The sequence below is a fragment of the Deltaproteobacteria bacterium genome (genome assembly GCA_016208165.1).
Lineage (GTDB): Bacteria > Desulfobacterota > Desulfarculia > JACQYL01 > JACQYL01 > JACQYL01.
This window is the reverse complement of sequence record JACQYL010000024.1, coordinates 46,609-60,726: the sequence shown is the minus strand read 5'-3', so window position 1 is coordinate 60,726 and position 14,118 is coordinate 46,609. Positions and strand designations below refer to the sequence as shown.

Sequence of the window (14,118 nt, the reverse complement as noted above, 5' to 3'; positions counted from 1 at the left end):
AATCAAATCGGCAGATTTGGTACTATTTCATCTTTCCACAACTAAAGCGGGAGCGTGTTATGCCAAACGTAGAATCGCCGGGACGACGTGTGATGCTGGGCAACGAGGCCATGGCGCGTGGCTTGCTCGAGGCCGGATGCCAGGTGCTCTGTTCCTATCCCGGTACGCCCAGTTCGGAAATATTGCCCGCGTTCGTTCAGCTGAAACGCGAACATGACATAGACGCCTACGCAGAGTGGTCGGTAAACGAAAAGGTGGCTTTCGACAATGCGTACGCAGCGGCGCTGACCGGCAAACGGGCCGCCTGCTGCATGAAGCAGGTGGGACTGAACGTGGCTTGCGACTCCCTCATGAGCGCGGCTTACCTGGGTTGTGTGGGCGGGTTTGTGGTCATTTCCTGCGACGACCCGGGACCCCACTCGTCTCAGACGGAGCAGGACACCCGATTGATGTCGTTATTCGCCAAGGCGCCGGCGTTCGATCCTTCCACGCCGGAAGAGGCCATTCGCATGATTGCCCGTGCATTCGAGCTGTCCGAAGCAAAGCGGTTGCCCGTGATCGTCCGTCCGGCCATTCGCGTGTGCCACGCAAAACAAGACATCGTCCAGACTCGCCTGGCGTCGCAACCCAGAAAGGCAGATTTCCAAAAGGACCCGAGACGTTGGGCCGCGACTCCCAAGTTCCGGTATGTCCTGCATGAAGAGCTTAACCGGAAGCTGGCTCAGATCGTAAGTGAACCGAAGTGGGCCGACGGTTTTAACGTACAGCCCATTCCCGATGGAGAGCACCGACGGGCGGGCATTATCGCGGGCGGCGTCCCCTTTGTCGCGGTTCGGGACATTCTGGATGATGCGGGCGTCGGATCCGTTCCCGTGATGAAGGTGGGCATGCCGAATCCTTATCCCCGCGCCTTGCTAAGCGATTTCTGCGAGCGTTGCGACAAGGTTCTGGTCGTGGAAGAAACAGGCGCCTTTTTGGAACTTATCCTGGAAAGCAAGCCGGGTGTGTGCGGCAGGAACACGGGACACATTCCTCAAGAAGGCGAATTGGTCCCTGAATTGTTGTACGGCATTCTTTCGAGGTTTCTGGACGAGGCCCTGGGCCAACCTCTGCCTCGGGCCATGGACCCGTCCCTTGAAAAATTGCTCGAAGAGGTCAAGCCCGCGCCCCGGCGACCCACCTTGTGTCCGGGATGTCCCCATAGGGCGGCGTTCTTTGCCATACGCAGGCGATTTCCCAAGGCGGTCTTCACCTCCGATATCGGGTGCTACACCTTGGGGCTCAATCTTGGCGCCGTGGACACGGTTCTGGACATGGGGGCCGGAGTGACCATGGCGAGCGGATTCTATCAGGCGTACCATCAGGATGGAAACGATCGTCCGATAGTGGCTACCATCGGGGATTCAACGTTTTACCACTCAGGTACGGCCGGACTGATGAACGCCGTATACAACCGGGCGCGGATGCTGCTGGTCATCCTGGACAACAAGATCACCGCCATGACCGGCATGCAGCCCACACCGGGCCTGGGGATCCGGGCCGACGGCGGCGTGGGAGGACGCATCCCGCTGGAACGAGTGGTTCGCGGTTGCGGTGTGGACACGGTGCTTACCCACGATCCTTACGATGTACCAGGGTTTTCGGCCGCCCTGGCGCAAGCGGAAGAAGCTGTCGAGCGGGAAGGGGTCGCCGTGCTGATTTCAGAGCATCCCTGCATTATCGCGTATCGGGATCAGCTCGAGTCCAAACGGATGAACATCACGGATGCGTGTGATGGCTGTCTCCTGTGTGTGAAGCGGTTCGAATGTCCGGCCTTCGAGCCCATACCCGGCGAGAAGAAAGTTCGGATCCGGGAAACGCTGTGCGTGGGCTGCGGCGTATGCGTCCACATCTGTCCCACGGGAGCCATTGAAGCGGCTTGAACGGGGGACCGGACCGCAATCGAATATTCAAGGTCGGCGTCAGGCGAAATCTTGAAAGAACTTCGGGCGCTTACTTGCGTCCGGGAAGGGCACGAGGCGAATATCATGAATCGGAATTACGTGCTGGCAGGGGTGGGCGGTCAAGGCATCCTGTTCATCACCCGCATACTGCACGACGCGGTCTTGAAGGAAGGCCATCATGTGCTGGTCAGTGAGACTCATGGCATGGCCCAGCGAGGAGGGTCCGTGGTCAGCCACGTGCGTGTGGGATCCATGCAGTCGCCGCTGGTTCGGGCGGGCACGGCCGACGGACTCCTTGTGTTCGAGGCCGACGAATTGCCGAATACCGTGTCTTTCCTGAAACCCGGCGGAGCAGCGGTGGTGAACGGACCGGATTCGGCGCGCATGCCTTTTCAATTGTCCGAATACCTGAAACAGCTTCCCGCCGAGCTGCATGTGCTGGATGCAAGCCGTATCGCTCTGGAAACCGGCGCGCCATTGACGGCCAACATGATCCTGCTGGGATTTTCCATCGAACGGCTTGCCTTTCCGTTTTCCTACGAGGCCGTCGAGGATACGGTAAGGAATCTGAGCAGGGAACCGTACAGGGAGCAGAATCTGAAAGCGCTTGCTTCGGGTTATGAAGCCGGGTCTTTGGGAGAGAAGCGGTAAGGCGACCACTCTACGTTGTTGGGTTTCGCGATGCTCAACCCGACCTACCGGATGCGGCGTCAACGATTCTTACACGATGTTGAGAAAACGGTAGGTCGGGTTGGCGAGCAAAGCGAGCGTAACCCAACATATACACTATTCTGCCTGCGTGGTGTCGCCCACCTGGAACCCCGATCCGCTGAGCGCCTCTCCCTCGGCATAACCGTCGTCCACAGTGGTCAATTTGATGACGCCGACCTTCCTGAGGCGCACCTTCAACACCTTTCCCGTCTGTGGGTCTGTGATCGTTTTGCCGGCTCTGTACAGTGTGACTTCCTGTCCTTGCTGCAAGCCGCCGTTGCGTCCTTTGTTCAATACCACACAATTGCCGTCTACGTCGGCCACCAAGGCCGGACCCGCCGCGATTTTAGGACCGGAAGAACCGGCGGCGGCGAGGGGAGCCGAATTGATCTTGACGGCGAGCTTGGCTATGGCCGCGCGCATGACTTCGGTGGCTTTCTTCTCGTCAAACTCTTCTCCGCCGCCGTAGCCGAAAACCTTGACGTTGTATGCGGCTTCGCTGTGAGTCGCACTGTCCGCAAATACGATTTCCCCTGTATTGGCGTTTACCATGCGGATATCCACGGTCGCGTGATATCCTTTTTTCTTGAGCGCGAATCCGCCTCCTTCTCCGCCCAATTCGCTCTGGCCGTATTCGGTTACGGCGCCTGTGATGATATACTCGACGCCGACGATTTTGCCGATTTGAGCCGCGGTGGACGGATCGATCCTACCCGAAGCGCCCAAGTCCTGTTCTTTGATGACCGCGGTCAGCTTGTCTCGTTCCATTACTTGGAACTTTCCAGTTTTTACGATCTCCGTAGCGAGCATGTCCGCGGCCCCGCTTCCCAATCTCCATCCGCCATGCTGGGATTTGTTTTCGAAATCCATCACGGCTACACGGTCTTTAGCCTGAGCCATGGCGGTAAAAACAAGAAAAACCAGACACAACCCGATCGCCGTTCGAGCCAATCGAACCCACATAATGCATCCTCCTCGAAATTGCATTTGTTGATGGAAAAGATTGCACGGCCCGCACGACTTCGGATTTCCATCAGATCCGTCGGTCCTTCAACTGCAGGCCGCGTATCACCGGATCAGCCGGATATGACAGCTCCGGCCGATGTTAGTCGGCACTCAAGGTAATCTTGTTCTTGGTCACCTTCTTTATCTTGAGATTCATATCACGAGTTACTTTGGATTTGCCTATGGCACGGGCCAGATTCATGGCATCACCGTCATATTCCACCTCCATCTGCTGAGCGTCTCCGGAAAACTCCTCCGTCCTGACGCTCGAAACGTTCTCCATGTCTTTCAGCTCTTCCTCGAGTTCCAATAGTTTGCTGAAATCCAGACCGTGGATTTCCAGGGCGATTCTGGCGCTCACAGCAGCAGGAAGCAGGGTGATTTGAGAGACGGCTATGTCGGAGGCCATTGCGGAAGCCAGGCGGATGGCTTTGTCCAGCGCCGCCGAGGCGCCTCCTCCGAAGGAGCGCAGATCGGGGGCGCCGTTGGACAACATGCCGTTGCCCAGAGAGCCTGCGTACTTGAAAGCCAGATCCCGCGGCACCAGTAACGTCACGCCGTCGAACGTGTTGCCCACGGTGCCCTGGTACACGACTTCCCCCGTATCGACACGCAGGATTTTCCCATGGATCTGACAAATGGCCTGATCCATGGCGCCGCCGGATTTTTGGGCCGCCAGAGAAACATAGCCGGTGACCAGGAGGTCCATTCCACTTACAGGGGTGTCGGACAGGTCTCCCGTCTTTTCGAACTGCTGGCGAAGCTTCTTCAGTTGGACGGGATCCACGACCTTAAAACCGGTTTCAACCAGCTTTCGTGCGATTTCCGTCTCGATGTTCCGAGCCACTTCCATGATTCTTGGCGCCGAATAGTAGCCTAGCATGTGTGAAAGATTTTTCTGATCCGGCGCCAGGAGCACGCCCACACGCCACTCGCGCAGCAGCCCGGAGGCCCGAAGAATCTCGGTGACCGGAGCCACGCTGACCTGTGCTTCAATGTGCACGCGCTGAAGATCGGTACGCCGTTCCTCGAGAATCCGGTAATTGTTGACGAACCCGGCCGCCTTGGAATAGATGCGGTCTTCCACCACTTGGAAGTTCTCGACCAGGGTTTTGGAGGTGACGTACGCACCCACCACCTGTTCCACGGCAGCCCGCCGAGCAATGGCCACAGCCCGTTGTTTATCCGCGGCGGCGTCCTGAGTCGCGGCGGTCTCGCCCCACACCTTAATACTTTGAACCTCCGGTACGGACACCTCAGCCCGGGAGGTGAACGAGCAAAACAGCAACAGCAGCGACAGAGCCGCTCTTGATGGTCCTGACAGGAAAGGTCGAAACATGGAATTTCCCCTTGAAAGGAAGCGCGCGCCCGGATGGTGATTCAGAAAAACCCGCATCCGGAGCCGCGCTGTTTAGACCACATTACTCCCATAGGTCAATTGGGAGACAGACAAAGACATCGAGACGGTCATCAGCGAAGCGTCCCATCCGTTTGTCCACAGCAGTTTACCGAAACACCGCTTGAAACACAAAGGTAAAATAGGACCCTCCCTCGGAGGACATCTCCGCACGCGTCCGGTTTCGCTATCTGCGCGTCAACCCAACCTCGCTGATTGCAGGTTCCACAGGGGCGTATTGCAGCACCTCCCTGCATTAGAACGCGGTGGACCCCCTATGGGCGAATAATCATTTGCCCCTAGCTCCATCGTCGATGCGAACCTCGTGCGGATCTATATCTTGACAAGATTCGTGAGGGACACATATGAATGAGAACACCGTGCGAAGCAACAGGGTCCCCAACATCGGCGGACGGCGAGGCGATTTGCCTTAACCTGTACGGCTCGGGCTCGGGGACTTCTCATACGACATGCCCCTCCAATCCAAAAGAGGGAATCGAGCAGGAGGGGTCGGCCGTTCACAGCATCGGCAGAAAGGAAAAGAGACGCTCTATGCCTATTCAAATGGACACGTATTTCAAGAGCCGCTGGACGCACAAGCGTGGAGCCGACGGCAACATCATGTTCGCCATTTTGGCTGCGGGGTATGGAAAACGCATGGAACCTCTGACCGTTCACCACTTGCCCAAACCCATGTTTCCCATCGGCGGAAGCGTGCCCATATCCGAAATGTGGGTTCGAAAGGCCGTTGAATGCGGAGTTTCGGAAATCTCCATGAACTTGGCGGTCCTGGGCGAAACGATCCGGAACTATTACGGCCGGGGCGCGCGTTTTGGAGCGGATATCCGTTTCGTGGAAGAACACGCTCCGTCCGGCACACTGGGAGGGGTCTGCAAACAGGCGCTGGGGGCCGATGCGAAACGGGTTTTGGATCGGGAGGAGACGATACCGTTCGGCGCTTTTCAGGGATCCACCATCATCGTTCCGAGCGGCGACATAGTGACCAACTTCAGTTCCGATCTGATCGAGCGGATGTACGATATTCACAAACGGAAAGGATCGGCTTTCACCATGCTCCTGACCCCCATACCCTGGGAGCAAAGAGCTGAATTCGGCACCGTGGAACTGGAGAATCCCGAGACGATGCAGGGTCCCATATCCGTATCGGGTCGGATCCGTAAGTTCATAGAAAAGGATCCCAACTCGCCCAGTAATCTGAACAACGCGTCGGTGTACATGATCGAAATGGACCTGCTGCGAATGCTCGATCCATTGCGCACGGAAGCAAGCGTCGCCATCGAGGCGCCTTTCTATGATTTCGGTAAACACGTGTTTTCGGCCATGCTGGGCGAACTGGATTATGTCCGCCTGCCCAAGGATGCGGTTCTCTGGGGAATACAGTACGACGGCCTGTGGTTCGACGTGGGCCGGAAACAGGATTATCTGGAGGTCAACAGGATCTGCATGGATGGGGGAGTGGACATTGTTTTGCCCTACGAACGCTTTCCGTGGGGGTATCTGGGAAACAACGCGTCAGTGGATTTCTCCGAAGTGAATATCGTTCCTCCCGTCATTATCGGCCACGACTGCGTCATTGAAGACAAGGCTGTTCTGGGACCCCACGCGGTGATTGGTGACGGGTGGACCGTTGAAAGCGGGGCGCGCATCACCAACTCGGTCCTATGGAAAACCTATGCATTCACCAAGGACGAGGGATCGCTGATTCCGCGTGAAGAGCGGAAAGCCCTTGTTCCGAACGTAGTAAAACGAGGAACGGTTATGGATGAATCGATTGTTGTGGGTGGAAGTATCGAGGAAGACATCCTCGGAAAAACGGTGGACGTGCTGGAGGACGGCCGTCTCGAAATGCGCTCCATCGATTGGGTCCCGGGTGGGCCGAGAATTTAGCCCAAAGAAATTCCTTGTCGAGTCATCTTCCGATCGAGTCCTTATCCGGGAACGCCGGAGCCGAAAAGGAGAACCATCCGTGGGCAAAGAGCAGAGAGACAAAAGAGCGGCAATGGGAAATGAGATCATTCACATTTGGAGGAAGTATTCGGACCTCGATGAAGGGGATAAGTGCGGAGTACTCGAGGCGGTAAAGACGGCCGTCATCCGTGGGTGGAAACCTCCCGTCGATACGATTCAGAACCAACTCTATCTGGAGATGTTTGAAGAACTGGAAAGTATCGTGAAGTCCCATGAAGAACTGAACCTGTTTCAGAAAGTCGGCGTTCTCGAGACCATGAAAGCGCTGGTGCAGAGAAGAATGTGGGAAAAAGAACGGAAAGAAGATAGCCACTGACGCTCGGACAGGCTTGTAGTGGCGATGGCCCCGGCTGCTGGAGTGGCGGATTCCACCGCTAACCGTAGGCAAGCCGGCATCCGCGCCCGTCTGCTACCAGATTCAGACTTTCGTCATCGGAACCGTTTTGTCGGGTGAAGAGTATAAAAACGGTTGACGAAGATATACGACCGGTCTACTATGACTTCGCATGTAAGGAAACGGCGGTGACGGCGCCGGCGGTCCTGTTTCTATCTCCACTGAGAATCAATCCCCAGGCCTCGCCCGATTTGGGCCTTTCGCGGCCCAAACCCGGTCAATCACTTCTGAAGGAGAGGCCGGGATGAGTCCCGAAGCGATCGTGATCCTCCGACGGACCGGCGAATGCGTTCAATGGGATACCGGGTCAAAACACGTCCTATGGCCGTCCGCTCAATATCAACGATACGAGCCCGGCTACCTTTAGATGAAACCAGAACCTTACACCTACACATCGTTTCCGGGAGAGACACCATGGATTATCTCAACATGACGGCGCCATGCGGGCTTCCTTGCTTTAATTGTCCTTTGTACAAGGCCAATTTTGACGAGGATTTGAGAAAGAAGGTCGCCCAGAATCTGGATGTTTCAGAGGATAAGGCCGTGTGCAAAGGATGCCGAAACGAAAACGGGACCATTGCTTATCTGGATATGACGGAGCCTTGCAATGTGTACCGTTGCATAGAAGAAAGAGAACTGAGCTTTTGCCACGAATGTGAAAATTTCCCATGCGATCATTTGCATCCTTACGCCGACATGGCCGCCACCAAGCCCCACAATCTCAAAGTATTCAACTTGGGTCTGATAAAAAAGATGGGATTGGAAAGCTGGGCCGAAGAAAAGGCGCAAACGGTAATGCGAACCTACTACAAGGGGAAGTGGAAACTGTAGGCGCCTCAATAGAAGAAGGCCGGAAGATGTTAATCAATTCCGCTTATTCCCGTAATTAGAAAAGGTGTGACGATGGAATGGAAGAAAACGGGCTGTGTGTGTTGCGCCAATCTGTGTGGTCTCGAGGTACAGGTCGAAAATAACCGTATCGTCAAGGTGCGCGGAGACAAGGATCATCCTCGCAGCGAGGGCTACGTCTGCCGCAAAGGATTGAACATTGCCTATCATCAGCACCACGTCGATCGATTGATGTATCCGCTGAAAAAGGTCGGAGACGCATTCGAGCGGATATCCTGGGACCAGGCCGTACATGAGGTAGCTGAGAAACTCTCTGCGACCGTAAAGGAACACGGGCCGCGTTCTTTTGCGCTGATGGGCGGATTTACCGTTGCGTGCCCGTCCCAGGGAACTTTTGCCATTCATCTGCTGCGAAGCCTGGGGTCGCAATACTCCTACAACGCCCTTGCCCAGGAGTTGACCGGGCGGTATTGGGTCGATGGAAAGACGTTCGGCAACCAATCTCATCAAACCGTCCCCCATCTCGATGAAACCGACATGCTCCTGGCCGTGGGGTGGAATCCGATGATGAGCCATCACACGCCTCAGGCACGGCGCGTGCTCACCCGACTGAGTAAAGATCCGAATCGGCTGCTCGTGGTCATCGACCCGCGTCTTTCGGAGACAGCCAAAATCGCGGACATCCATCTGCCCGTCAAACCGGGAACGGACGCATTATTGTACCGGGCCATGATCTCCATCATACTCGAAGAAGGGTGGCACAATCAGGACTACATGGACCGGCGCGTCAGCGGTTTCGAGGCGATCCGTTCCCTGTTTACGGATTTCGATGCGAAAGCGGCCCTAGGTGTTTGTGAACTGGACTATGCGCGAGTGAGAGAGGTCTGCCGCTTCTTTGCGACACGCAAGTCCTGTCTTCGCAGCGACCTTGGCGTTCTTATGACCCGGCATAGTACGCTTATCTCCTATCTGGAAAACGCCTTGTTGTCTGTCTGCGGACGGATCGGGGCTGAAGGCGGAAACATCTTCCCGGTGGGGTTGCGCAGCGGGCGGGGCAACCCCAAGAGCACTCCGGATGAACAGGAGGCACGCTCCTGGCGCACCGTGACTTCGCATTATCCGGCCATCACCAGCATATACCCTCCCAACGTGATGCCCGAGGAGATCCTGTCCGGCCACCCGGACAGACTTCGCGCAGTGGTGGTGAGCGGCGCCAACCCGTTGAGGTCCTATGCGGACACGACCGCCTATGAGAAGGCCTTCAGCCGACTGGATCTGTTAGTGACCGTTGACATCGCCATGACCGAGACGGCCGCGCTTTCTCATTATGTGCTGCCCGCTTTGTCCGCCTATGAATCCTGGGACGGGAATCCCTTGATTGGGGAAGGCTTTCCAAAGGTATCCCTGCAGATGCGTCCCCCCGTAGTGAAACCGGAGGGAGAGCAGATCGAAGCTGGTGAAATCTTTCTTCGATTGTCGGATCGCCTGGGATTTGTTCCGGAAATTCCGGAGTCCTTGAACAAAGCGGCGGATAGCGGCGACCGATTCAGGTTTGGGATGGCCCTGATGGAATACTTGCGGTCCGATCCAAAAGCCGCCAGGAGCCTGCCATGCATTCTTTCCAAAACGCTGGGGAAAACATTGGGTTCCGGAAACCTGGCTGCCTTCTGGGGACTTCTGCAGAATCTGCCGCCCGCCGTTCAGGAGATGGCCGCTCGCGTGGGGTTTCATCCCGGACCCGGCCTTGGGGAAGAAATCTTCAAAGCCGTGCTGCAGCATCCGGAAGGTATCTGGGTGGGCGAAGTCGATGCCGCAACGTGGGATCATTTCCAAGCCCTGGACACCCAGGACGGTCGGATCCATCTGGACGCGCCCGAAATGAAAGAGTGGATTCAGGAGATCGATCCTGTACTCGAGTCGAAAAGGCTCAGAGAACACGAGGAAGCATACCCCTTCATCCTGTCGTCCGGCCGACACATGGACTTCAACGCCAATACGAGTCTGCGGGATCCTGCCTGGAACGAAGGAAAACGGGCATGCACCGTGCTCATGCATCCGGAGGACGCGGAAAGGTGTGGTTTCAATGACGGTCAGAGGGTTCGAATAACGACCGAGGCCGGGAAGGAAACCATCGAACTCGAAGTGACCAGGTCCACGAGGCCGGGCTACATCATGATACCGCAAGGATTCGGCCTGGTGCACGGGGGAAAGACCTACGGGACCAACGCCAACCGACTGACCAAAAACACTCATCGGGACCGTATCGCAGGGACCCCTCTGCACCGTTATATTCCATGCAAGGTCGAGGCGGCCTGACTGCAGTGACGGGAGTCTAATTATATACGGGGAGGGAACTTCTGAAAAAGTTTCCCCCCTATGCCCCCCCGTTCAGGATTTTTCAGGCGGGCGCCACCCTTCGACAAGCTCAGGGCCGGCCCCTCCGGGAGGCGCTAAAGGGCCATTGCCCCATGAGGGAGGTCTTTGGGCCACCCCCTGGGAGACCGCTCCTCGGTCCCAGGGCTATCCGGCAAGTCTTGGCAGGGGTTTGGGGATCATGCAACGATGAAAACAGACACCAAAACCAGGATTCTTGAAGAAGGGACCAAACGCGTTTATGAGAAGGGGTTCTATGCCACCGGCCTGCAGGAGATCCTGGCCGGCGCGGGTGTACCCAAGGGCTCGTTCTATTTCTATTTCAAAAGCAAAGAAGACTTCGGTCTCCAACTCATCGATGAGAACGCTCGCCGCCACCTGGATCGGGTGGACCGATATTTGAAGGATCCGAGCAAAACCCCGCTGCAACGCCTGAGCGATTATTTCCATGATCTGATGTCGGCTTTTGAAAAGAACGGTTTCAAGGGCGGGTGTCCTTTCGGAAACCTCTCTTTGGAGATGGGAGACCGGAACGAACGATTCCGGATCCGGCTGGAAGAAGTCTTTAAGGCCCTCAAGCTGAAGATAGCCGCGTGTTTGGAGGAAGCCCGCCGGCAGGGAGAAGTTGCGGCCGACCTGGACGTACAAGAGGCCTCTGATTTCATTCTGAGTAGCTTTCAAGGCACGCTCCTGCAAATGAAGGTCTCCAAAACGACAACCCACCAGAGGTTTTTTGAGCGAATCGTGTTCGAAAAACTGCTCAAGGGCTCAGTCGGATAGGATCCTGAAAATCCGCCATGGCAACGGAAGACGATGCCGCCGCACCAGAGATGTGGATGTCATATTCTACTGTAACGAGGGCGTCCACGCGGTCTACAATTGGTTCGTGGTCACCAAGATACTGGGTCTGAGAAACGCCCGGGTCTATGAAGGCTCCATGGGGGAATGGGCGGACGACGACCTGCTGCCCATGGTTTCGGGAATCGGATTCTATCGTACGTCAGGGGGGATCCTGGCTCCCCCGGTTAAGCGGTCCTATCGTTTATCGCGAAGCCTTTCCGGCAAGATTGGTTCGAGCCCTCCGTGAGCGATCGGCGGCGCGGAGGAGCCGATCCGCGTTATGGGGTATCGGGATGGTTCAGACTTACGGGTTTTACGATGGTCCCTTCTCCGGGAAGATCCGCCATAAACGATCCATGACTTGCATGGACAAGGCTCAGCGCCATGGCGTACCCCTGACCGCCCACATCGTTTGTTGCACCGATCCCATCACTCAGATCCTGGTCGTGGAAAAAGGGCGAAACGGACACCGTCCATGGTCGCCACGAGGATGCATGAACCGCCTTCGTATTTCTGGGGGTAAAAGGACAGTGCATCGTCCTCACTTCTCCAGATTCCGTTTTGAGGGGTGGACGATCGGGTGCCTGAAAAGGCCCTTTCAACCAGTTTGGTGACGCTGTTGTTTCCGGGTAACGTGGCTGTCAGGGAACCATGTGACGAGTCCGCGAGCGCCAAGGTCAGAGGGTACCCCCGGCCGCCGAGGTCGTCCCACACACGAATTCCGTCGCTGTAGTCCGCGTCCGGATACGCCGCGAAATCGACGCCGTTCAAGGTAACCACGGTGATACAGGCGCCGCTCTGGTATTCCTGCAGATAGAAGCTGAGCGTCTTGTCGGTGGATTTCCAAATGCCGTTGGCGGGAATCACCGAAGTCTCTGAAAGAGGCATATCGAGTTCGATTAGAAACATCTTCTCCGAACCCACGTCCTGACCCCAGTTCGTTGCCTAAAGCACTTTCGATCCGTCATTGGTTATGGTCGCATGTGTCTCTTCCCAATATTCCTGTGTGGTGTTGTGGACTTTCGACAAATAGAAAACATTGGGATCGTTCCTATTGAGTTCTACCAAGACATTGGTTCTATCCAGCCAGTTCCTTTCCGGTTCACCCGGCCCTATGTAAGTGGAAATGACACAATATCCAGGCGTATTGCAGGAGATGTGTATACCCGAGCCGAAGCTGTCCGGATTATCGGAAGCATAGTAGAGTCGGATAAGGGGCGTACGATTGGTTCCTTCGCAATTTTCCCCTGCGTTGAGAATCGGCAGAGTCGTCCAGTCGATGGGGATCAGGTCCACATAATCCGTCCTCACATTCTGCATCACAATGACTTCCTTTCCGTCGGCGTCCAGGGCTACGTCGGAATGAGCGGTTCCATAATCCAACCTGTGGAACCGGTCAAGCTCCCTGTTCGCCATGGTCAGTCCGGTAAGGTTTCCGCCGTTCAACGGATCGCCGCCGATGAGAACAAAACCGCCCAGACAGGACATGCCCACCCAGTCGATCTCTCTCTCCTCGGCTGAGATGGAATAGAGGCCTAGGACCTGGTCCTGTTGCCGGTCCCACGTGAAGAGATAGCGCAAGGCGTAGTCCAGGTCGGATCCTTGAAAAGCTAACGCCCAATAGCGTTTGTCGCATGAAGACTCGCCCTCGTCCCGGGTGGCGATGCGAAACAGATCCGTTTCGGCGGCGATGATGGAGCCAATCTTGGAATCGTTCTTGAAGTTCTTTACCATCGTCGCGGAACCGGTTTGGACGTTTACGGTCATGATACTGAACTCGCGAAATCCCCAGATCAGGTCAGGATCTCGAGGATCCCATCTGGGCTCCGCCAGATCCAGCATCGCCATCACACGGTTCGATTCCAGTTCGTATGGAAGCGCCTCGCCCTTGTAGACGGCGAAGCCGCTTTCGATGTTCAAAAGCAATATACGGGACTGGTCCGTGTTGAAGGGATCGAAACGGGAGTACTCGTGTCGAAGGAAGCCGCCTCCCGTTACGCGGGTCAGAGTCGTATGGAAATGAGGATCCTGGAACGGCGCGCCTAGGTCCGGAACGCTCGTCGATACAAGTGGATATTCTGGATTGGAGCCTGAAAGGGGATCGGGAACGGGCAGCAGAGAAGTGGTATCGATTTTCAAACCTTGAACGAAGAACCAAGGCATACGGCCGGTCTCCGCAGCAGCGGCGCCTACGAATGTGTTTGTCCCCGGCGACAAGACGGCCGCCAGGATAAACAGACATAGCCTTCTCATGATAACGTCCTCATAAATCAGTTCAAGGAAGGGGTTTTTCAGAGCGATTCCGTCCTGAGGTCAACAAGCCGTACGGGGTTTCGATCCTCCAAGGCCGTCGGGATGCGTCAGAAGGGTTGAATCCCGGAGGTCTCGGAAGGAACGTTTTTTGACGTAACCAGCTGTAAATAAAATAGCATAATTAGCTCATCCTTGTAAGCGTCGTTTCATGACATCAGTGTCGTCGGTGGCGCTAAGTTCGTTGGGAAGAGCCATGGCTTGACTACTATTCTATTGATGTATTTGTCTGTGTACCACAGTGTGGTATAATTGACACGCCGATTTCTCCCTTGCATTTCTTTGCCTGAATGAGGAAAGCTTCGGTC

Annotated in this window: 12 protein-coding genes; 8 read left to right on the top strand and 4 right to left on the bottom strand. The window is 56.0% G+C overall.

From position 1 onward, the window contains the following. The first annotated feature begins 59 nt into the window (after positions 1 to 59). Positions 60 to 1,922 carry a 4Fe-4S binding protein gene (locus HY788_04420; protein MBI4773418.1) on the top strand — a complete coding sequence of 621 codons (1,863 nt, stop codon included), beginning with the start codon at positions 60 to 62 and terminating at the stop codon, positions 1,920 to 1,922. Positions 1,923 to 2,027: 105 nt separating this feature from the next. Continuing rightward, complete coding sequence (locus tag HY788_04415; GenBank protein ID MBI4773417.1) at positions 2,028 to 2,594, top strand: 2-oxoacid:acceptor oxidoreductase family protein; 567 nt, start codon at positions 2,028 to 2,030, stop codon at positions 2,592 to 2,594. A 135-nt stretch (positions 2,595 to 2,729) separates the two neighbouring features. Here the strand turns inward: HY788_04415 and HY788_04410 are convergent, their stop codons facing one another. Both HY788_04410 and HY788_04405 read right to left on the bottom strand, forming a co-directional pair. Continuing rightward, positions 2,730 to 3,617: a hypothetical protein gene (locus HY788_04410; GenBank protein ID MBI4773416.1), complete on the bottom strand. Its 888-nt coding sequence runs from the start codon at positions 3,615 to 3,617 to the stop codon at positions 2,730 to 2,732. 142 nt (positions 3,618 to 3,759) lie between these two features. Beyond that, positions 3,760 to 4,998 carry a hypothetical protein gene (locus HY788_04405; GenBank protein ID MBI4773415.1) on the bottom strand — a complete coding sequence of 413 codons (1,239 nt, stop codon included), beginning with the start codon at positions 4,996 to 4,998 and terminating at the stop codon, positions 3,760 to 3,762. A 609-nt stretch (positions 4,999 to 5,607) separates the two neighbouring features. On the opposite strand from HY788_04405, the gene HY788_04400 reads away from it, so the two are divergent. The 6 genes from HY788_04400 to HY788_04375 all read left to right on the top strand — a co-directional run bounded on the left by HY788_04400 (position 5,608) and on the right by HY788_04375 (position 11,747). After that, positions 5,608 to 6,963 carry an NDP-sugar synthase gene (locus tag HY788_04400; GenBank protein ID MBI4773414.1) on the top strand — a complete coding sequence of 452 codons (1,356 nt, stop codon included), beginning with the start codon at positions 5,608 to 5,610 and terminating at the stop codon, positions 6,961 to 6,963. Between the two features lie 79 nt (positions 6,964 to 7,042). Beyond that, complete coding sequence (locus HY788_04395) at positions 7,043 to 7,360, top strand: hypothetical protein (protein MBI4773413.1); 318 nt, start codon at positions 7,043 to 7,045, stop codon at positions 7,358 to 7,360. A 492-nt stretch (positions 7,361 to 7,852) separates the two neighbouring features. After that, positions 7,853 to 8,269, top strand: coding sequence for a DUF3795 domain-containing protein (locus HY788_04390; protein MBI4773412.1), 417 nt, complete (start codon positions 7,853 to 7,855; stop codon positions 8,267 to 8,269). 72 nt (positions 8,270 to 8,341) lie between these two features. Further along, positions 8,342 to 10,603 (top strand): molybdopterin-dependent oxidoreductase, encoded by a 2,262-nt coding sequence (locus tag HY788_04385; protein MBI4773411.1) that lies wholly within the window; start codon positions 8,342 to 8,344, stop codon positions 10,601 to 10,603. Positions 10,604 to 10,849: 246 nt separating this feature from the next. Continuing rightward, entirely contained in the window at positions 10,850 to 11,440 is a 591-nt protein-coding gene (locus HY788_04380; GenBank protein MBI4773410.1) for a TetR family transcriptional regulator C-terminal domain-containing protein, read from the top strand. Between the two features lie 52 nt (positions 11,441 to 11,492). Further along, entirely contained in the window at positions 11,493 to 11,747 is a 255-nt protein-coding gene (locus HY788_04375) for a hypothetical protein (protein MBI4773409.1), read from the top strand. A 182-nt stretch (positions 11,748 to 11,929) separates the two neighbouring features. On the opposite strand, the gene HY788_04370 is transcribed toward HY788_04375, so the two are convergent. Both HY788_04370 and HY788_04365 read right to left on the bottom strand, forming a co-directional pair. Then, positions 11,930 to 12,409: a hypothetical protein gene (locus HY788_04370; GenBank protein MBI4773408.1), complete on the bottom strand. Its 480-nt coding sequence runs from the start codon at positions 12,407 to 12,409 to the stop codon at positions 11,930 to 11,932. 36 nt (positions 12,410 to 12,445) lie between these two features. After that, positions 12,446 to 13,753 (bottom strand): hypothetical protein, encoded by a 1,308-nt coding sequence (locus HY788_04365; protein ID MBI4773407.1) that lies wholly within the window; start codon positions 13,751 to 13,753, stop codon positions 12,446 to 12,448. Between the last annotated feature and the right edge of the window lie 365 nt (positions 13,754 to 14,118).